At 68.4% G+C, this 17,659-nt stretch carries 15 protein-coding genes and 1 pseudogene; 9 read left to right on the top strand and 7 right to left on the bottom strand.

Annotated features, from left to right (window positions below):
- The first annotated feature begins 3 nt into the window (after positions 1 to 3).
- Positions 4 to 1,383, top strand: a complete 1,380-nt coding sequence (locus ACHFIV_RS08350) for a GH1 family beta-glucosidase (protein WP_398965158.1) — start codon at positions 4 to 6, stop codon at positions 1,381 to 1,383.
- A 111-nt stretch (positions 1,384 to 1,494) separates the two neighbouring features.
- Complete coding sequence (locus ACHFIV_RS08345) at positions 1,495 to 2,574, top strand: YihY/virulence factor BrkB family protein (RefSeq protein ID WP_398965157.1); 1,080 nt, start codon at positions 1,495 to 1,497, stop codon at positions 2,572 to 2,574.
- Between the two features lie 44 nt (positions 2,575 to 2,618).
- Here ACHFIV_RS08345 and ACHFIV_RS08340 read toward each other — a convergent pair whose 3' ends face one another.
- Entirely contained in the window at positions 2,619 to 3,848 is a 1,230-nt protein-coding gene (locus ACHFIV_RS08340) for an ROK family protein (RefSeq protein WP_398965155.1), read from the bottom strand.
- A 68-nt stretch (positions 3,849 to 3,916) separates the two neighbouring features.
- On the bottom strand, positions 3,917 to 6,634 hold the full coding sequence (gene acnA, locus ACHFIV_RS08335; RefSeq protein WP_398965154.1) for an aconitate hydratase AcnA: 2,718 nt from the start codon (positions 6,632 to 6,634) through the stop codon (positions 3,917 to 3,919).
- A 337-nt stretch (positions 6,635 to 6,971) separates the two neighbouring features.
- On the opposite strand from acnA, the gene ACHFIV_RS08330 reads away from it, so the two are divergent.
- The gene (locus tag ACHFIV_RS08330; RefSeq protein ID WP_398965152.1) at positions 6,972 to 7,166 is read left to right on the top strand and encodes a DUF4236 domain-containing protein; all 195 of its coding nucleotides are present in this window, start codon (positions 6,972 to 6,974) and stop codon (positions 7,164 to 7,166) included.
- A gap of 152 nt (positions 7,167 to 7,318) precedes the next feature.
- Positions 7,319 to 8,848, top strand: coding sequence for a helix-turn-helix domain-containing protein (locus ACHFIV_RS08325; RefSeq protein ID WP_398965150.1), 1,530 nt, complete (start codon positions 7,319 to 7,321; stop codon positions 8,846 to 8,848).
- A 295-nt stretch (positions 8,849 to 9,143) separates the two neighbouring features.
- Here ACHFIV_RS08325 and ACHFIV_RS08320 read toward each other — a convergent pair whose 3' ends face one another.
- The 4 genes and pseudogenes from ACHFIV_RS08320 to ACHFIV_RS08305 all read right to left on the bottom strand — a co-directional run bounded on the left by ACHFIV_RS08320 (position 9,144) and on the right by ACHFIV_RS08305 (position 12,455).
- Positions 9,144 to 9,446: a hypothetical protein gene (locus ACHFIV_RS08320; RefSeq protein ID WP_398965148.1), complete on the bottom strand. Its 303-nt coding sequence runs from the start codon at positions 9,444 to 9,446 to the stop codon at positions 9,144 to 9,146.
- Entirely contained in the window at positions 9,443 to 10,603 is a 1,161-nt protein-coding gene (locus tag ACHFIV_RS08315; RefSeq protein ID WP_398965146.1) for a hypothetical protein, read from the bottom strand. Before ACHFIV_RS08315 ends, ACHFIV_RS08320 begins: the two co-directional genes overlap by 4 nt.
- 1,069 nt (positions 10,604 to 11,672) lie before the next feature.
- Positions 11,673 to 11,842: pseudogene (locus tag ACHFIV_RS08310) on the bottom strand (ATP-binding protein); the annotation flags it as partial.
- Positions 11,843 to 12,068: 226 nt separating this feature from the next.
- On the bottom strand, positions 12,069 to 12,455 hold the full coding sequence (locus ACHFIV_RS08305; RefSeq protein ID WP_398965145.1) for a WXG100 family type VII secretion target: 387 nt from the start codon (positions 12,453 to 12,455) through the stop codon (positions 12,069 to 12,071).
- A 233-nt stretch (positions 12,456 to 12,688) separates the two neighbouring features.
- On the opposite strand from ACHFIV_RS08305, the gene ACHFIV_RS08300 reads away from it, so the two are divergent.
- The 5 genes from ACHFIV_RS08300 to ACHFIV_RS08280 are packed head-to-tail and all read left to right on the top strand — an operon-like array spanning position 12,689 to position 16,374.
- Positions 12,689 to 12,994: a WXG100 family type VII secretion target gene (locus ACHFIV_RS08300; protein ID WP_389716812.1), complete on the top strand. Its 306-nt coding sequence runs from the start codon at positions 12,689 to 12,691 to the stop codon at positions 12,992 to 12,994.
- Positions 12,994 to 14,763, top strand: a complete 1,770-nt coding sequence (locus ACHFIV_RS08295) for an RNase A-like domain-containing protein (RefSeq protein ID WP_398965143.1) — start codon at positions 12,994 to 12,996, stop codon at positions 14,761 to 14,763. The genes ACHFIV_RS08300 and ACHFIV_RS08295 overlap by 1 nt, the downstream gene beginning before the upstream one ends.
- A 26-nt stretch (positions 14,764 to 14,789) precedes the next feature.
- Positions 14,790 to 15,350 (top strand): hypothetical protein, encoded by a 561-nt coding sequence (locus tag ACHFIV_RS08290; protein ID WP_398965141.1) that lies wholly within the window; start codon positions 14,790 to 14,792, stop codon positions 15,348 to 15,350.
- A 58-nt stretch (positions 15,351 to 15,408) separates the two neighbouring features.
- Complete coding sequence (locus ACHFIV_RS08285; RefSeq protein ID WP_398965140.1) at positions 15,409 to 15,708, top strand: RNase A-like domain-containing protein; 300 nt, start codon at positions 15,409 to 15,411, stop codon at positions 15,706 to 15,708.
- Positions 15,709 to 15,717: 9 nt separating this feature from the next.
- Positions 15,718 to 16,374: a contact-dependent growth inhibition system immunity protein gene (locus tag ACHFIV_RS08280; RefSeq protein WP_398965138.1), complete on the top strand. Its 657-nt coding sequence runs from the start codon at positions 15,718 to 15,720 to the stop codon at positions 16,372 to 16,374.
- A gap of 1,065 nt (positions 16,375 to 17,439) precedes the next feature.
- On the opposite strand, the gene ACHFIV_RS08275 is transcribed toward ACHFIV_RS08280, so the two are convergent.
- Positions 17,440 to 17,640, bottom strand: a complete 201-nt coding sequence (locus ACHFIV_RS08275) for a transposase (RefSeq protein WP_398965137.1) — start codon at positions 17,638 to 17,640, stop codon at positions 17,440 to 17,442.
- Positions 17,641 to 17,659 lie beyond the last annotated feature (19 nt).

The raw sequence follows: 17,659 nt of genomic DNA, 5'->3' as shown, positions 1-17,659 counted from the left end.
CCCATGAGTGACTTCCCGGTCTTCCCGCCAGGTTTCGTCTTCGGCGCGGCCACGGCCTCGTACCAGATCGAGGGCGCCGTGGAGGAAGACGGCCGTGGCCCGTCCATCTGGGACACCTACAGCCACACGCCGGGCCGGACGGACGGCGGCGACACGGGTGACGTGGCCTGCGACCACTACCACCGCTACCCGGAGGACGTGGCCCTGCTGCGCGACCTGGGCGTGGAGTCGTACCGCTTCTCCCTCGCCTGGTCCCGGATCCAGCCCACGGGCAGCGGGGCGGTCAACCCCAAGGGGCTGGACTTCTACTCCCGGCTCGTCGACTCCCTCCTGGAGGCGGGCATCGAGCCGGCCGCCACCCTCTACCACTGGGACCTCCCCCAGGCCCTGGAGGACGAGGGCGGGTGGCGGGTACGGGAGACCGCGGAGCGCTTCGGCGAGTACACGGCGATCGTCGCCGAGCACCTGGGCGACCGGGTGCCGCGCTGGATCACGCTGAACGAGCCCTGGTGCAGCGCGTTCCTCGGCTACTCCGTGGGCCGGCACGCGCCGGGCGCGCGGGAGGGGCGCGGGGCGCTGGCCGCCGCCCACCACCTGCTGGTCGGTCACGGCCACGCCATGAACGCCCTGCGCGCGGCGGGGGTCCGCGAGGCGGGCATCACGCTCAACCTGGACCGCAACGTCCCGGCCACCGAGTCGGACGCCGACCTCGCCGCGGTCGTCCGCGCGGACACCCAGCACAACCTGGTGTGGACCGAGCCGCTGCTCGCGGGCCGCTACCCGGCCACCGAGGAGGAGACCTGGGGCGAGCTGATCACCGGGCAGGACTACCGCCGGGACGGCGACCTACAGCTGATCTCCCAGCCGATGGACTTCCTGGGCATCAACTACTACCGGCCGATCGTCGTCGCCGCCGCCCCGCACCGCGAGGCGGACCCGGCGCTGCGTGTGGCCACCGACAACCGGTACGCGGAGGGGAACTACCCGGATGTCCGCAAGACCGCCATGGGCTGGCCGGTCGTCCCGGAGTCCTTCACCGACCTGCTGACCGCGCTGAAGCAGACCTACGGCGACGCCCTGCCCCCGGTGCACATCACGGAGAACGGATCGGCTGAGTTCGACGAGGTCGAGGCCGACGGTTCCGTCCACGACGCGGACCGGGTGGAGTACCTGCGCACGCACCTGGCGGCGCTGCGGGCGGCCATGGACGCGGGCGTCGACGTACGCGGCTACTACGTGTGGTCGCTGCTCGACAACTTCGAGTGGGCGCTGGGCTATGCGAAGCGGTTCGGGATCATCCGGGTCGACTACGACACCCTGGAGCGCACCCCGAAGGACAGCTACCGCTGGTACCAGCAGCTGATCGCGGCACACCGGGGCTGATCGCCGCTCACGGGTGCGGGCCTGGCCGGCCCGCACCCGTAGGCGCGTGCCCGGACGGATCCGTCCCGGCCGAACCGGTTTCCCTTCCGCTGTGGCGGTTACCGGACTCCCATGGCACGCACACCGGAACCACAGGCTCACCCCACCCGCGACGGCCATGACGCCGCCGGCCTCCACGCAGACGGCGCGGACGGCGCCACCAGGGAACCGGACCGCGTCGGGCCGGACCCACAGGTGGAGCGCGACGCACCCGCCGGACCGGCCGACATGTCCGGGAAGTCGTGGTGGGCCGTGCTGAGGCGCACGGTGCGGGAGTTCGTGGAGGACGAGCTCAGCGACCGGGCGGCGGCCCTGACGTACTACAGCGTGCTCTCGCTCTTCCCCGCCCTGCTCGTGCTGGTCTCACTGCTCGGTGTCGCGGGGAAGTCCGCCACCCAGAAGGTGATGGACAACCTCCAGGACCTCGCCCCCGGCCCGGTCCGGGACATCCTCTCCGACGCCGTGCAGCAACTGCAGGGCAACGGCGGTACGGGATCGCTGATGGCCGTCGTCGGTCTGCTGCTGGCGGTGTGGTCGGCCTCCGGCTACATCGCGGCGTTCATCCGCTGCTCCAACGCCGTGTACGACATGCCCGAAGGGCGGCCCGTGTGGAAGGTGCTGCCGCTGCGGCTGGGCCTGACGGTGACCCTGATGGTGCTGGCGGTCCTCAGCGCCCTGATCGTGGTGTTCACCGGTCCCCTCGCCCAGCGGGCCGGTTCCGCCCTCGGGGTCGGTGACCCCGCCATGACGGCCTGGTCGATCGCGAAGTGGCCCGTGCTCATCCTGCTCGTCACCGTCATGATCGCGCTCCTGTACTGGGCCGCGCCGAACGCCCGGGGCCGGGGCTTCAAGTGGGTGACCCCCGGCAGCCTCCTCGCCCTGCTGCTCTGGATGGCCGCCTCGGCCGGCTTCGCGCTGTACGTGGCCTACTTCTCCTCGTACAACAAGACCTACGGTGCCCTCGCCGGTGTGATCATCTTCCTGGTGTGGCTGTGGATCACCAACCTGGCGATCCTGCTCGGCCTCGAGTTCGACGCGGAGATGGCCCGGCAGCGGGCCATCGACGGCGGCCACCCCGCGACCGAGGAGCCGTACGTGGAACCGCGTGACACCGCCAAGTGGACGGAGGAGGACCGCCGCAACCTCGGCTGAACGGCCTCGGGACGGCCTTGGAGCGACCCGCGCGGCGTACGGCCTCAGCGCAGCGCGTACGCCGCCGGGTTCTCCAGCACCTCGTGCACCACCCGGGCCGCCGCGCCCCGCGCCGCGTCGCCGGAGACCGAGGAGGCCCGCAGCCGGCTGCCGTTCTCGTGCCAGCGGCCGGACACCACCCGCGCTGTGAGCTGGGCGTCCGCGGACTTCTCCAGCCAAGGCATCAGGTTGCGGTAGATCCCGCCGAGTACGACGGCCTCCGGGTCGAAGAGGTTCACCGCGCCGGCCAGCACCACACCCAGTCTGTCCCCCGCCTCCCGCAGTGCCGAGACGGCCCCCTCCTGACCGGCGGCGGCGCGCTGCTCCAGCTCGGCGAGGCCGCGTACGCCCGTGTCCGGGTCGATGCCCGCCGCCCGCAGCAGAGCGGCCCGGCCGGCGTACTGCTCCAGGCAGCCGTGCGCTCCGCACCGGCAGAGCGGGCCTTGCGGGTCGACGACCACGTGGCCGATCTCGCCGGCGAACCCGTGGGCGCCCCGGAGCATCTCGCCGTTCACCACGAGCGCGCCGCCCACACCGATCTCACCCGTGAGATAGAGGAAGGTGCGGACGCCGCCGAGTCCGCCGAACCACAGTTCCGCGAGGGCGGCCAGGTTCGCCTCGTTGTCGGAACCGACGGCCAGCGCCCTCCCCGCCGGGCGCAGTGTGCTGAGCGCCTGCCCGAAGATGCCTTCGGCGGCGACCCTGCTCCAGCCGAGGTTGGGTGCCTGCCGGACGACGCCGCCCGAGACCAGCCCGGGGAGGGCCAGCTCCACGCCCACCACGCGCAGTTCCTGTTCCCTGGTGGAGGCGATGACGCGGTTGGTGAGCCGGGCGGCGTGGGCCAGGACCTCGGCGGGCGGCACGTTCCGGTGGTCGGTGTGCTCGGTGACCCGGACCCGGTCCGTGCCGGTGAGATCGACGGCGCACACGGAGACGTAGTCGATGTTGATCTCCACCCCTAGCCCCGCGGGGCCCGTGCGGGAGAGCTTCAGCACGGTACCGGGGCGTCCGGCGCCCCCGCCCGAGGTCTTCCCGGACTCGCTGAGGCAGTCCAGCGCGAGCAACTCCTCGACGAGTGAGGAGACGGCGGCCCTGGTGAGGCCCACGAGGCTCGCGACCCGGGCCCGGGTGACCTCGCCCTCGTCGCGGACGGTCCGCAGGACCAGGCTCAGGTTGTGACGGCGCACGGACTCGTGTCCGGCCTTGGCCGCGCGCGAGGTGAGGGTGTTCTTCATCAGGGTCCGAGCCTAACGGCGAAGGGCCGCACCCCAGGGGTGCGGCCCTCGCTCACTTCGCGGTGCCCTTACTTGCGGATCAGGCTGCGGAGCACGTACTGCAGGATGCCGCCGTTGCGGTAGTAGTCCGCCTCACCGGGGGTGTCGATGCGGACGACGCCGTCGAACTCCACACCGGTGTCGGTGGTGACCTTGACGGTGCGCGGCGTGGTGCCGTCGTTCAGCTCGGTCACACCGGTGAAGGAGAAGGTCTCCTCGCCGGTCAGGCCGAGGGACTCGGCCGTCTGACCCTCCGGGAACTGGAGCGGGAGGACGCCCATGCCGATGAGGTTCGAGCGGTGGATGCGCTCGTAGGACTCGGCGATGACGGCCTTCACGCCCAGGAGCGCGGTGCCCTTGGCCGCCCAGTCGCGGGACGAGCCGGAGCCGTACTCCTTGCCCGCGAGGATGACCAGCGGGGTGCCCGCGGCCTGGTAGTTCTGCGAGGCGTCGTAGATGAACGACACGGGGCCGTCCGCCTGCGTGAAGTCGCGGGTGAAGCCGCCCTCGGTGCCCGGCGCGATCTGGTTGCGCAGGCGGATGTTGGCGAACGTACCGCGGATCATGACCTCGTGGTTCCCACGGCGCGAACCGTAGGAGTTGAAGTCACGGCGCTCGATGCCGTGCTCCGTGAGGTACTTGCCGGCCGGGGTGTCGGCCTTGATCGCACCGGCCGGGGAGATGTGGTCGGTGGTGACCGAGTCGCCCAGCTTGGCCAGCACGCGGGCGCCGGTGATGTCCTCGACCGGGGTCGTCTCCATCGTCATGCCCTCGAAGTACGGGGGCTTGCGCACGTAGGTGGACTCGGAGTCCCACTCGAAGGTGTCGCCGGTGGGGATCGAGAGCGCCTGCCACTGGGCGTCGCCCGCGAAGACGTCCTGGTAGGACTTGTTGAACATGTCCTCGCCGATGGAGTTGGCGACGACATCGTTGACCTCGGCCTCCGTCGGCCAGATGTCCTCGAGGTGGACGGGGTTGCCGTCCTGGTCGACGCCGAGGGCGTCCTTGGTGATGTCGACCTTCATCGAACCGGCGATGGCGTACGCGACGACGAGCGGCGGCGACGCCAGGTAGTTCATCTTGACGTCGGGGTTGATCCGGCCCTCGAAGTTGCGGTTGCCGGAGAGCACCGAGGTGACGGCCAGGTCGTGGTCGTTGACCGCCTTGGAGACCTCCTCCGGCAGCGGGCCGGAGTTGCCGATGCAGGTGGTGCAGCCGTAGCCGACCAGGTTGAAGCCGACCTTGTCGAGGTACGGGGTCAGGCCCGCCTTGTCGAAGTAGTCGGTGACGACCTTCGAGCCCGGGGCGAGGGTGGTCTTGACCCACGGCTTGCGGGTCAGGCCCTTCTCCACGGCCTTCTTCGCCACGAGCGCGGCGGCGACCATGACGTAGGGGTTCGAGGTGTTGGTGCAGGAGGTGATCGCGGCGACGGTGACGGCACCGTGGTCGAGCTCGTAGGTCGTGCCGTCGGGGGCGGTGACGGTGACCGGGTTCGACGGCACGCCGTTGGGCGACACGGCCGGGGCGTCGGAGGCCGGGAAGGACTCCTTGCTCGCCTCCATGTCGTCGGTGACGTAGTTGCGTACGTCCTCGGCGAACTTGGCCTTGGCGTTCGCCAGGACGATGCGGTCCTGCGGGCGCTTCGGGCCGGCGATGGAGGGGACGACCGTGGAGAGGTCGAGCTCCAGCTTCTCGGAGAAGTCGGGCTCGGCGGCCGGGTCCAGCCAGAGGCCCTGCTCCTTGGCGTACGCCTCGACGAGGGCGACCTGCTGCCCGTCGCGGCCGGTCAGACGCAGGTACTTCAGCGTCTCGTCGTCGATCGGGAAGATCGCGGCGGTGGAGCCGAACTCGGGCGACATGTTGCCGATGGTGGCGCGGTTCGCGAGAGAGGTGGCGGCGACGCCCTCACCGTAGAACTCGACGAACTTGCCGACGACGCCGTGCTTGCGGAGCATCTCGGTGATGGTCAGCACGAGGTCCGTGGCGGTGGTGCCGGCCGGGAGCTCGCCGGTCAGCTTGAAGCCGACGACGCGCGGGATGAGCATGGAGACCGGCTGGCCGAGCATCGCTGCCTCGGCCTCGATGCCGCCGACGCCCCAGCCCAGCACACCGAGGCCGTTGACCATGGTGGTGTGGGAGTCGGTGCCGACGAGGGTGTCGGGGTACGCCTGGCCGCCACGGACCATGACCGTGCGGGCCAGGTGCTCGATGTTGACCTGGTGGACGATGCCGGTGCCCGGGGGGACGACCTTGAACTCGTCGAACGCGGTCTGGCCCCAGCGCAGGAACTGGTAGCGCTCCTTGTTGCGGCCGTACTCGAGCTCGACGTTCTGCGCGAACGCGTCGTTGGTGCCGAACTTGTCGGCGATGACGGAGTGGTCGATGACCAGCTCGGCCGGGGCCAGCGGGTTGATCTTCGCCGGGTCGCCGCCGAGCTCCTTGACGGCCTCACGCATGGTGGCGAGGTCCACGACGCACGGGACACCCGTGAAGTCCTGCATGATCACGCGGGCCGGTGTGAACTGGATCTCCTGGCTGGGCTGGGCCTGGGAGTCCCACCCGCCCAGCGCACGGATGTGGTCGGCGGTGATGTTCGCGCCGTCCTCCGTGCGGAGCAGGTTCTCCAGCAGCACCTTCAGGCTGTAAGGGAGGCGCGCGGAGCCCTCGACCTTGTCCAGCCTGAAGATCTCGTACGACTCGTCGCCCACCTGCAGTGTGCTGCGGGCGTCGAAGCTGTTCGCCGACACGACAGTCTCCTTCTTCAATGTGCGCGTTCAACCGCGCCGCGCCTCATGTGCGGCCGGCGCCGCCTGCGGCCCCCACCATCCGCTAAGGTAAGGGTTAGTTAGGTAACCCTTACCGAGCGGCGGCTGCGGTGCGCCTCGGCAGATATCTCGATGTCGAGATAACTCTAGTACATCGCCGCCGCGCGGTCATGCCCGGGCGCCTGTGTCCTGCGCCGCCCCGGCGCGCCGCCGTCGGCACGCGACCCGGCCCGCCCCGGCCGACCGTACGCATTCACGCGCGTCCCACGCATGGGCGGACGACTTCGGGATACCCGTACCTCTGACAGAGGAGGCGCAGATGCCGCTCACATTCCGAAAGAGCTTCCAGATCCTTCCGGGCGTCCGGCTGAACATCAACCGCCGCTCGTGGTCCGTCACCACCGGCGGACGTCACGGACCGAGGCGCACCACGAGCAGCACCGGCCGGCGCACCACGTCCATGGACCTGCCCGGCCCGTTCGGCTGGCGCAAGACCACGCGCCGCCGCGGCTGACGCCCACCCGTTCGGCCGAGCACCGGGTGCCGGACCGTCGGACGGGCCTGACGCTTCAGACAGGCGGCCGTCCGCGGCCCGGGCACCCGGGCATCACCCGAACTGCGCACCCCCGCGCGATCTTCATCTCATATCTGAGATAGCGTGCAGACATGGAAGACGACTACCTCGCACGTATCGGCAAGCTCATCCGTGACGCACGTCAGCATCGCGGCTGGACACAGACCCAGCTTGCCGAGGCGCTCGCCACGAGTCAGAGCGCCGTCAACCGCATCGAGCGCGGCAACCAGAACATCAGCCTTGAGATGATCGCGCGCATCGGTGAAGCCCTCGACAGCGAGATCGTGTCGCTCGGGTACGCCGGGCCCATGCACCTGCGCGTGGTCGGCGGACGCCGGCTCTCCGGGTCCATCGACGTCAAGACGAGCAAGAACGCGTGTGTCGCGCTGCTCTGCGGCTCCCTGCTCAACAAGGGCCGCACAGTGCTGCGCCGGGTGGCCCGCATCGAGGAGGTCTTCCGGCTGCTGGAGGTCCTCAACTCCATCGGCGTGCGCACCCGCTGGATCAACGACGGCGTGGACCTCGAGATCCTGCCGCCGGCCCAACTCGACCTGGAGGCCATCGACGCGGACGCCGCGCGCCGGACCCGGTCCATCATCATGTTCCTCGGCCCGCTGCTGCACCGCACGGACCGCTTCACCCTGCCCTACGCGGGCGGCTGCGACCTGGGCACCCGCACCATCGAACCGCACATGATCGCGCTGCGCCGTTTCGGCCTGGAGATCGCGGCGACCGACGGGCTCTACCACGCCCAGGTGGACCACGGGGTCCGGCCGGAGCGCCCGATCGTCTTGACCGAGCGCGGGGACACGGTGACCGAGAACGCCCTGCTGGCCGCGGCGCGGCACGACGGTACGACGGTCATCCGCAACGCGTCCTCCAACTACATGGTCCAGGACCTGTGCTTCTTCCTGGAGGCGCTCGGCGTGCGCGTCGACGGTGTCGGGACGACCACCCTCACGGTGCACGGCGTCCCGGAGATCGACGTGGACGTCGACTACTCCCCCTCCGAGGACCCGGTCGAGGCGATGAGCCTGCTCGCCGCCGCCGTGGTGACGGAGTCGGAGCTGACGATCCGCCGGGTGCCGATCGAGTTCCTGGAGATCGAACTCGCGGTCCTGGAGGAGATGGGTGTCGACTGCGACCGCACGGCGGAGTACGCCGCCGACAACGGCCGTACCCGGCTGGTGGACCTGACGGTCCGCCCCTCGAAGCTGGAAGCGCCCATCGACAAGATCCACCCGATGCCCTTCCCCGGGCTGAACATCGACAACGTCCCGTTCTTCGCGGCGATCGCCGCCTCCGCGCACGGCCAGACCCTCATCCACGACTGGGTCTACGACAACCGCGCCATCTACCTCACCGACCTCAACCGCCTCGGCGGCAGGCTCCAGCTCCTCGACCCCCACCGCGTCCTGGTCGAGGGCCCGACCCGCTGGCGTGCCGCCGAGATGATGTGCCCGCCCGCGCTGCGGCCGGCGGTGGTGGTGCTGCTGGCGATGATGGCGGCCGAGGGCACGTCCGTACTGCGGAACGTGTACGTGATCAACCGAGGCTACGAGGAACTGGCGGAGCGTCTGAACTCGGTGGGGGCGCAGATCGAGATTTTCCGGGACATCTGAAAGCCCGCAAAAATGACCCCGTCGCACCCCTTCTGACCTGCACAAATGCAAGTTGAGGCGGGGTGTGGCGGAGTCCCTGGGACCTTTCTGGGACTTTGGGCCAGGAGCGACGACGTGCACCGCGCTCTTCACGTGATGAGTCATAGGAAAGACGTCGGCCTGGGCGAGTCACGGAAAAGCCCAGGTCAGACACCATTTCTTAGCTCGCCATCCTGCGTGTGGGAACCTGGAGCGTCAAACGAGCGTCACAGCCGACAGTCGGTGAACAGGTCGCCAAAGTGCCCGCCGGGGCCGGCTACAGGTGCAGTCCCACATGGTTCACGATGAACCGCTTCTCCTCGGAGTCGAGGGCGAAGTAGATGCGTCCGACCTCGTTGGGCGAGACGGCGTCCCGTACCTTGATGTGCGGCAATCCGTCCCAGCGCTTCCCGTTGAACGTGAAATAACGCTTGTCCTTGTCCTTGCTAAGTTTCTCGTCGTTGGGCGCGAATTTCAGTCCGTGGTTGTCGTAGAACCACTGGGCCAGCCTGGGCATCTTGCCGGAATTGGAGTACAGGTCCATCGCAGCCTGCGCGAGGGCGGTCAGCCGGTCGGTCATCTCCTGAGGGTACGGGTAGCGGGAGTCCTTCCAGGCGCGTGCCGCTTTCGCCGTGAACACGATGTGCTCCTCCGACGCCTTGGCGAGAGCTGCGAAAGTGAGCACGGCATCTGATCCCAAAGAAGGGATCTCGCTCCAGGCATCGAATGTGGCCGCCCGCCCGCTCCCGCCCTTCGACAGGCCCAAGTACTCGTTCTTCCAGTAGTCCCGGTCCTGACGCAGGCCTCAGCGGTGGCGGCATCGTCTCGCGCCTTGTCGCGTTCCTCCATGCAGCTCTGTGCCATGTCCTCCCAGGACGTGGCGTCCTCTTCTAGCTGCCGGACACGTTTCTGCAGGGCTTCGAGCTCGGCGGTCGTGTCTCCGGCGGCTTGGGCGCGCGACAACTGCTCCGCCGCCCTACGGGCTCCCGCGCGGTACGAAGCCTGCCGCGCACGTTCCCACGCCGTGTCACTGCCACGGGCGATGACAGAAAGATGGGCGAGCGACAGCATCAATCGCCGTTCCACGAAGGACGTCTGGGACACCTCCTCACGCGAGTACGAGGGGTGTTCCAAGCCGAGGTCGGGCCAGACCAGCCGGGCGCCACCGCTGGGTACGGCCAACTGCTCGTGGGTTCGCCGGACGGCTTGTGCAGTCACGTAGTTCAGGGTCACCACCTGGGCGAGGCCAGCGAGTTGGCCCGAAGCGTCGGCCGCCGCGCTCCATCCCGCCTGGTCCCTGGGATGTATCAGGAGAATGGGGAGCCGCGTGCGCAGCGCCAGGACATCGAGGAGTACGTCAGCATGGCTCTCCTCCCGGATCCTCTCGTACCGCCCCGTGGCGAGCTGGCTCAGCACCCGCACTTCGAGCTCCTGGTCGCCGAGCACCGCCCGCAGCAGGTTCGGGCGCTTGAGCAGTGGATCCTGCACCGGTGCTATCCAACCGTCGGGGATCTCCCTGCCCATGACGATCCTGAGCCCGCCACCGCCTTCCTCCCACTCGGAGACCGTGACCCGGGTGACGAACTGGGCCGGTCCTGTAGACAGCGGCTGATGGATGGTCATGCGCAGTGCGCGGGTGAGTTCGTCGCCCGCCACGGTCCAGCTCACTGTGCGGTCACCATGGCCGGGAAACTTGCCGACGAGCACCGCCCGGCCATCCCGGTCGAGTTCGGCCACCGAAGGTGCCGGGACGCGTCCGTGGTGGCCGAGCCAGTCGGCGAGATGGCCGCGAAGGCTCTCGTAGACGCGGCCCGGCTGCTCCTGGGCGGAGCGGATGTCGAAACTGACGGCTTACAGCGCCTGCACGGCGGCTCCCCTCACCCCCGATGCCCTGTGCGACGACCGTTTCCCCCTCGAAAGCGGTCAGGGCACCGCTCGGAGAGCAACCCTAATACCGCTCCACCCATGTCAGTAATGCCTTGGGCGGATCTTCGGGGCCGACGGTCCGGTCGACCGAACACCATACCTCCTGGCCCCGACGGGCCCGATGAAACGGGAGCCGTTGCGCACTCCGCCCAGACCGTCTTCCCGGGCCGGGGGGCGCGCAGGCGCCAGTCAGCGGCGAGCGCGTCAACGAGGAGCACTCCGCAGCCTCCGCCCTCGTCCGGATCGGGAGCCGGTCGCGCCAACCGGACGGGGAGAAGGTCGTCGGTCACCGCGACTCGGACGACGCCCAGGCTCTCGTGGTGGGAAAGGGGCGGGGCGAAGCCCCCCTCCGGGGACGCCGTGGAGGACGGTGTTCACGGCGGGTTCGGCGACGAACGGGAGCCGGGCGAGGCCAGCTCAGCGCGGGCATGCGCGCTGCTTCGCTGGGCCTGCACGGGAGACCTCGCCCCGTCCTGGTGCACGATGGTCACGCCACCCAGCTACCGACCCGCGGCGGCGGGCCCGGGCTATCTCTGGGGTCCCACTCGGGCGCGACCTGCACCGTCATCGCGACGCCGCAGGAGATCGGTGACCTCGTCCTGATGTGCTGGGACCGCCCTGACCGAACGTCGTCCGGCTGACCCGGGCCATGACACGCACCGCCTTCTCGTAACTGCGCAACACTGTTTCCGGGAAGCCGCCCCAGGCGCCGGCCACGCCGGACTCCGGGACTACGTCGACCACCTCGCGGCCCGCCTGGACGACCCGCACCGACGGCGCGACGCTCCTCGCCCTGCGCCTAATCGGCACATAGGGCCGGGGCAACGCGGGGGAAACAGGGTCCGGCCGAGGACCTCAGCGGCGACCTCGATGTACCGGCCGGAACCCGGCCGTGTGAGGCGGCGTTGGCTCGAGTTCCGCAACGAGCAGCGCGGCGGTGTCGGATGCCTCGCTGCCGTGCGGCACGCCCCATGCGTCGAGCTGGTGCAGCAAGAGTCGACGGGCGAGGTGCGAGCCACGCTGGGTGGAGCTGAACCGCTGGAGAAGCACAGCCGCGAGGGGTTGCGCAGGGCCGGTCGTGGGAACGGACGGTGCAGTCACCGCCCACCATGGCGGCGCTCAGCACCCGCAACCAGGTGCGACGCGCATACGCCGTCCCGGCATACGCGCCCACGAATGGCCGGTGCGCGGCACAGGCGAGCACACCCGGTCGACCTCGTCCGGAGACGACACCGTGGATGACCTCCGGCCATGTCGATGGGACGGCCCCTGTGCTTCAGAGATCTTGCAGGCGACTGCGAGGTTGCTGGTTCGACGGCGTGGACAGGGCGTCTGCGGCTGCTTCTACATCAACGTCGACCTGGACTCTGCGGAACTGTTCCAGAGTCTCGAGCTCTTGGTCCGTGAAGCCTCCTTCGCTCAGACGAATGGCCTCCGCCAGGAATTGAATGGTCTGCCCGATGCGAACAGCATCCGCCGCGGCGCCGCGGTGGAGCGATCGATAAGACGTGGCAGTGGGGCCCTGCCAGCCGGTCTCGATGCCGTCGACGATCTCGTCCATACGCTTGAACTGCTTGCCGAGATACTCATGCATGTCATCCAGATCGTCCGCCAGATTTTTCAACTGCGACGATGTATAGGCGAGTTTGGGCTCATCACCCATGTCGGCCCCCCACGTTCGAACCTGTATTACAAGCCGACCAACCCTAGCAACGCGGACACAAGTTCACAGGTTTGGGGTGTCACGCACACGCACACCTCTATCACCCCTGCCACTGAGGGGCCAGGCTTCACATTGGGCAGACGTATGGCCGACATGCGACCCGGTGCCCGCGCGGACTCCACTCAGGTGCTGAGTAGCATCATTGGTGACTGTTTTCTAGGGGGATCAGCACCGTGCCGGACGAAGACCGCATCACCGTTAATTTCGCTACTTTGCAACAGCTTTCGGGTGACCTGGAGGGCATCCTCCGCGTCCTCAACGAGAAGCTGGACACGTTGTACGAGCGGACCACTAAAGCCGTGCTGAGCTGGGACGGTGAGGCACGAGAAGCGTTCATCGACGAGCTGGACAAGTGGAGCCACTCCGCCGACGACCTCAAGGCGACCCAGGCTTGGCTCCACGAGGTCGTAGTGAAGGGGCACCTGAACTACGCCGCGGCCAACAGGTCCGTACTCGAAGGCTGGGGAGGCGGTGCCTGATGGCCGGTCCTTCCTCACCCGCCCAGCCGCCGGGTGGTAGCGGGGCCATCGACGTCAAGCCGAGCGACCTCTGGTCGGTCTCCGGACGGGTCGCCGCGCAGCAGGACTTCCTGGTACGGGGTGCCAAGACGCTTCTCGAGGAGCTGGGCAAGTACCCCGACGCAGGCGGTGCCGGCACAGAGGCCGAAAAGTTCGCCCGGGCGTACAAGAAGATCGGCAATCGCTGGCTGGAAGTCTGGGGCCGGTCCGTGCTCAGCGTCGGCGGTGTCGCAGTCGGATTCACCGAGACGGCCAACGCCTACACCAGAGCAGACGTGGCGGCCCACCCCAAGCCGGGGAAGACGGCCGAGCAGCGCCCGCGGCCCGCGGTCATCGACAAGGCCCCGAACTTCGACTCGGTACCCGATATCAAGTGGGGCGACGACGACGGCGGCGACGACATCCTGCGCGGCCTGATGGAGGGCATACCCGAAATCGTCCGGGACCTCCTCCAGCCACTGTGCAAGAACGTGTTCCGGATCGGAAGGGTGGCGGACGTCCACCCCTTCCCGCAACAGCACTACCTCAACTCGCTCTGCCACAGCTGGATGAACGTATCCAACACCGCGACGTGGGGGGCGGACCAGCTCACCCAGGCGGTGGGTGCCATCACCAACCACCAACAGGCGGACTGGGAAGCCGCAATGCGGACCTTCTGCAGCGCCCTGTGGGGAGGGACGGCGTGGGGGCAGCAGCGGCACGGCTACCAATGGGGGCAGACCGCCAACTCAGGTCCGGGCACACCGCGGGTTCCCACAGGCAGTCAGCCGGTTCTGGCCGTACTGAAGGACACCGCGGACAAAATGGCCACTATCCTGCGCGAGTACGCCGAGGCCGCCGTCGACCTCAACCGCGATGTCGCCGACGAGCTCCACCGCGCCATGTGGCAAGCCGCCAAGGAGATCATCGAAGATCTCGCCAAGCCCAAGGACCCCAAGAGCATCCTCGGCACCGTCACCTCCGTGATCGGCAAGGGCGGGGGCCTGATCCTGTCGTTCGACGTCAAGACGGTACTGAACATCGACACGAGCAAGCTGAACGGGATCGTCGACAAGTACACCGGCATCCTGGGGGGCCTCACCACGCGCATGGAGGCGCTGAAGGAGCCGCTGGACGAGGCATTCCGGAGCGTACCCAACTTCGAGGCCGGCGTCGCACGTTCGCACGGCTTCGGTACCCGAGCCCTGGAGAAATTCAAGGACTCGAAGGTCTGGCTGAAGGTCAATTCGAACGGCAGCTACGACCTGAACCTCGCCGCCAACGAATACATGGCGAACGGCCATACTTTGGACAAGCACGTCGGCAAGACGGACGAGCAGTTGGCGCAGCGTCTGCGTGACCAGCAGTCAGGCGGCCCGACAGCGGCCTGGCCCCACGGCAAGCCGATGCCCAGCGGCTCCTCCGCCTTCCCGAACTACCAGCGCGCCGAGGAATTGACCGAGCGCAATCTCAACACGAACAAGGCCGCCATCGAGGCATGGATCAAGGGGCCTCCGCCAGCCTCAGACGGCAACGTCAAGTCGTTCTACGACACGGTGCCGAGCGGCGAGACCAGCGGCCGCAGCGTGAGCAAGCAGCCGGTGGACCCCAACGACCCACTGTCCGGGTACAAGCAGGGCGGTCTGAATGCCAAGGCGTACGACGTGAGCGGCGTCGACACGCGTGTCCGCTACGACAGCAGCCGCAACCCTCCGTTCACTGTCATGACGTCGATGCCCTCCAAGTCCTAGCGAGAGCCGAGAAAGGCCAGCAGCACATGTCCGTCGACCAGACGTCCTGGGAAGCCGCGGTACGCCACTTGTACGAGGACGCGTACCCGTATGACGCCACAGGCCCGCGTCGCCACGAGAACTGGGTCCTCGACGTCCTTGCTCTGATGGCACGAGAGCCGGACCCCCGCGGCTGGACCGGTCTCGATGACGCGGCTCAGAACCCGGAGCGCGAGGCGTCCCTCACGTATCCCTTCGTCGCCCACCCGCCGGAGTACATCGCGAGGCGCCTCCAGGAGATCGATCGGGACAGTGCCGAGAACCTGCTCCTCGCCCTTACGGACGACCGCTGCACCCTGTCCAACCTGAGTCGCTTCGCCGAAAGCGAGGCGGAGCTCCGGGCGATGGCGCGCACGATCCTCGCGCGCTATGGGGACTCCGCCAGCTTCCACACCAACGTCAACAAGCCCGGTCACGTGAGCGGCACGCTCGACTTCACATCGTCGGGCTGGGCGTACAGCCCGCTGAGCGTGTACTCGGAGGACTACGGTTTGATCGTCGTCTCGGACACCGAGGTGGGCATGTTCTGGAACTTCGCCGACTACTGAACCGCCTGCCACCCGTAGGAGTTCGGCTCCTTACGAGGCAATTTGAGAGGATGCCCCCGTGCTGACCCGTTCCGCCTCCTATCCCGACCGGGAGACCGCCCAGTGGGCTACCCAGCAGGTGGTGACCGCCAATGAACAGGCCGTCCACCGCTGGCTCGCCCAGAACACCCGGGTCCGCCTCACCCTCGAGGCAGCCTGGCCGTCCCGTGAGGAGCCCGTGGGCCGGGTCCAGCTGGAGGGCGACCTGCTGGCCGGGCGCGGCCCCGTCAACGTGCGCGCGGCGCGCGTGGTGCTGCGCCGCGAGGCGACGAGTCCGCTCGGCTTCGTCGTCCACACGACCGTCCCGTTCTACCTGTAGGGGTCGCACATGTCCATGAAGCCCCTCGAGCACGACCGGCGGTACGGCGAGCTGGACCAGGTGATGCGCGCGTATCTGGGTCAGCCGGCGGACGACACCCCGGAGCGGCGCAGTCGCGCCCTGGACGCGTATCTCCGTCACACCTGGCATACCCGGCCTGCGGCCGTCGCGGAGGCGGAGCGACAGCTGCGCGCGTACAGCCGTAATCCTCCGGGCCGCATCCGGCAGGAGCTGGGTGAGTTCTACTCGATCCCGGACACCGGAAAGCCCCAGTCGGACATCGGTGACTGGCTGATGGTGCTGGCCGACCACCTGAAGAGGAGCATCGAGGAGGGGGACGTTCCGGAGCCATCGTCCCCGCAGACGCACTGGGAGTGGCACGCGCGTTTTCCGGAGACCGCGCAACTGCTGGGGGGCTGGTTCTCGCAGGATATCGTCGACGAGTTCCTCGGCCACGACGCCGCGGTCGCCGACTACGCCGACACCACAAACCCGCAGTTGGTCGCCCGCCTCGTGGGTGAACTGCACGAGTTGCTCGCCCTCCCCCTGGACGAGGGGGATTACGCCCTGGCTGCCGCCGAACTCGGCATGGAGGTGGGCCCGCCGGAGCCGTTCTCCCACGGCGCCTGGTTCCAGTCGCTGGCGGCGACACTGTCTGGTGCCTGATCCGGCTGGACTGTCGGGGGACAGACGCTCCACAGCCACAGGACGGCACGAACGTGGACAGCACCTCAGGGCCGAGCCCTCGCGAGACCCCACCTGAAGGTCCGACCGGCCGGTGACCGCAGTCCTTTGAGAACATCGCCAGGGCCTCAACAGCGCAACCCGGAGGAGACACAGGCGATCCGCAGGCGATCCGGAGTCCGAAGGCGGATGTATCTCAGCGCCCTGACCGCACCGACCGGGGCCAGGACGGCTACACCGACCTGGCCACCCGGGCGGCCAGATGGCTCGCGGCGGCCAAGAAACCTCTCCTCCATGATGACGCGACGACCCGTACTGCGCCCTGGGTTCGAGGCTCACCTGACGCACCATAAGAACGAGCGTCAGATGAGCGTCGAGCCCGTCGTGCACCATTCCCAACGAAGGCCGCCGCAGACCGCTTGCCCCTGCACTCTTGGGTGCAACCGCAGGTCAGAGCAGTGTGCCTGGACGGCCGCGCGCTCCACGTCGTGTCCGGTGGGAAACATGTCGAGCACATCCGACCTTCCCTGAGAAACCCAGGAAAACTGCAGGTCAGAGCCCTTTTGTAGCAGGCTCCAAGATCGCCACGCACTCCACGTGCGCCGTCATCGGAAAGATGTCGGCCTGGGAGAGTCTCGGAAAAGCCCAGTTCAGAGCCCCTTTTATGGCTCGCGGTACCGCGTGCTGGCGACCAGAGCGTCAAACGAGCGTCATGACCAACAGTCCATTCCTCCTCCTCGGGACGGAATAGGTTGCCACGATTAGCGCCCCCAGCACGAGCCCTCGGATCATTGATCGCCAGGGCACTGGTGGACTACCACCTCGCGAGGGCAAGGACACCGGCATCGTCACCCCCTACGGGATCCAGGCGGAGGCGACGTTGGAAGCCTTGCGGGACGCGAAGAGCGACGGCCGCCCGCTCACGAAGATGGACACGGCCCACCGCATCCAGGGGTCCCGTAAAACCGGCGCGGCCGGGGACCGGTAGGTCTTGCCCTGGCGACAGCGGGCACCGCCTGCCGCCGGGACAACCAGTACGGGGGGGCGCTAGGGAATCCGCGAGTCCGCAGTGCACGCCCCCTGCGTCCGCCGTCCTGGGGGACGGCTCACCCCGGCTGCCCGAACCCAGTTCCGCAGCGTCTCCGGGTTGATCCCCAGATCGGCGGCGACCGACCTGATCGTCGCTTCCGGCCGCGATTCGTACAGCGCGACCGCATCCGCCTTGAACTGCGGCGGATAGTTCTTCATGACCACGAGATGTCCGTTC

The organism is Streptomyces sp. ALB3 (assembly GCF_044385685.1).
Taxonomy (GTDB): Bacteria; Actinomycetota; Actinomycetes; order Streptomycetales; family Streptomycetaceae; genus Streptomyces.
This window is presented reverse-complemented; position numbering and strand designations above follow the sequence as displayed.

Excerpts from the sequence above, each read along its gene's own strand:
- ACHFIV_RS08295 (WP_398965143.1), top strand. The coding sequence starts at position 12,994 with ATGGCCGGTCCTTCCTCACCCGCCCAGCCGCCGGGTGGTAGCGGGGCC.
- ACHFIV_RS08330 (WP_398965152.1), top strand. The coding sequence starts at position 6,972 with ATGCCGCTCACATTCCGAAAGAGCTTCCAGATCCTTCCGGGCGTCCGG.
- ACHFIV_RS08320 (WP_398965148.1), bottom strand. The coding sequence starts at position 9,446 with ATGACCGACCGGCTGACCGCCCTCGCGCAGGCTGCGATGGACCTGTAC.
- ACHFIV_RS08325 (WP_398965150.1), top strand. The coding sequence starts at position 7,319 with ATGGAAGACGACTACCTCGCACGTATCGGCAAGCTCATCCGTGACGCA.
- ACHFIV_RS08345 (WP_398965157.1), top strand. The coding sequence starts at position 1,495 with ATGGCACGCACACCGGAACCACAGGCTCACCCCACCCGCGACGGCCAT.
- ACHFIV_RS08350 (WP_398965158.1), top strand. The coding sequence starts at position 4 with ATGAGTGACTTCCCGGTCTTCCCGCCAGGTTTCGTCTTCGGCGCGGCC.
- ACHFIV_RS08290 (WP_398965141.1), top strand. The coding sequence starts at position 14,790 with ATGTCCGTCGACCAGACGTCCTGGGAAGCCGCGGTACGCCACTTGTAC.
- ACHFIV_RS08275 (WP_398965137.1), bottom strand. The coding sequence starts at position 17,640 with ATGAAGAACTATCCGCCGCAGTTCAAGGCGGATGCGGTCGCGCTGTAC.
- ACHFIV_RS08280 (WP_398965138.1), top strand. The coding sequence starts at position 15,718 with ATGTCCATGAAGCCCCTCGAGCACGACCGGCGGTACGGCGAGCTGGAC.
- ACHFIV_RS08305 (WP_398965145.1), bottom strand. The coding sequence starts at position 12,455 with ATGGGTGATGAGCCCAAACTCGCCTATACATCGTCGCAGTTGAAAAAT.
- ACHFIV_RS08340 (WP_398965155.1), bottom strand. The coding sequence starts at position 3,848 with ATGAAGAACACCCTCACCTCGCGCGCGGCCAAGGCCGGACACGAGTCC.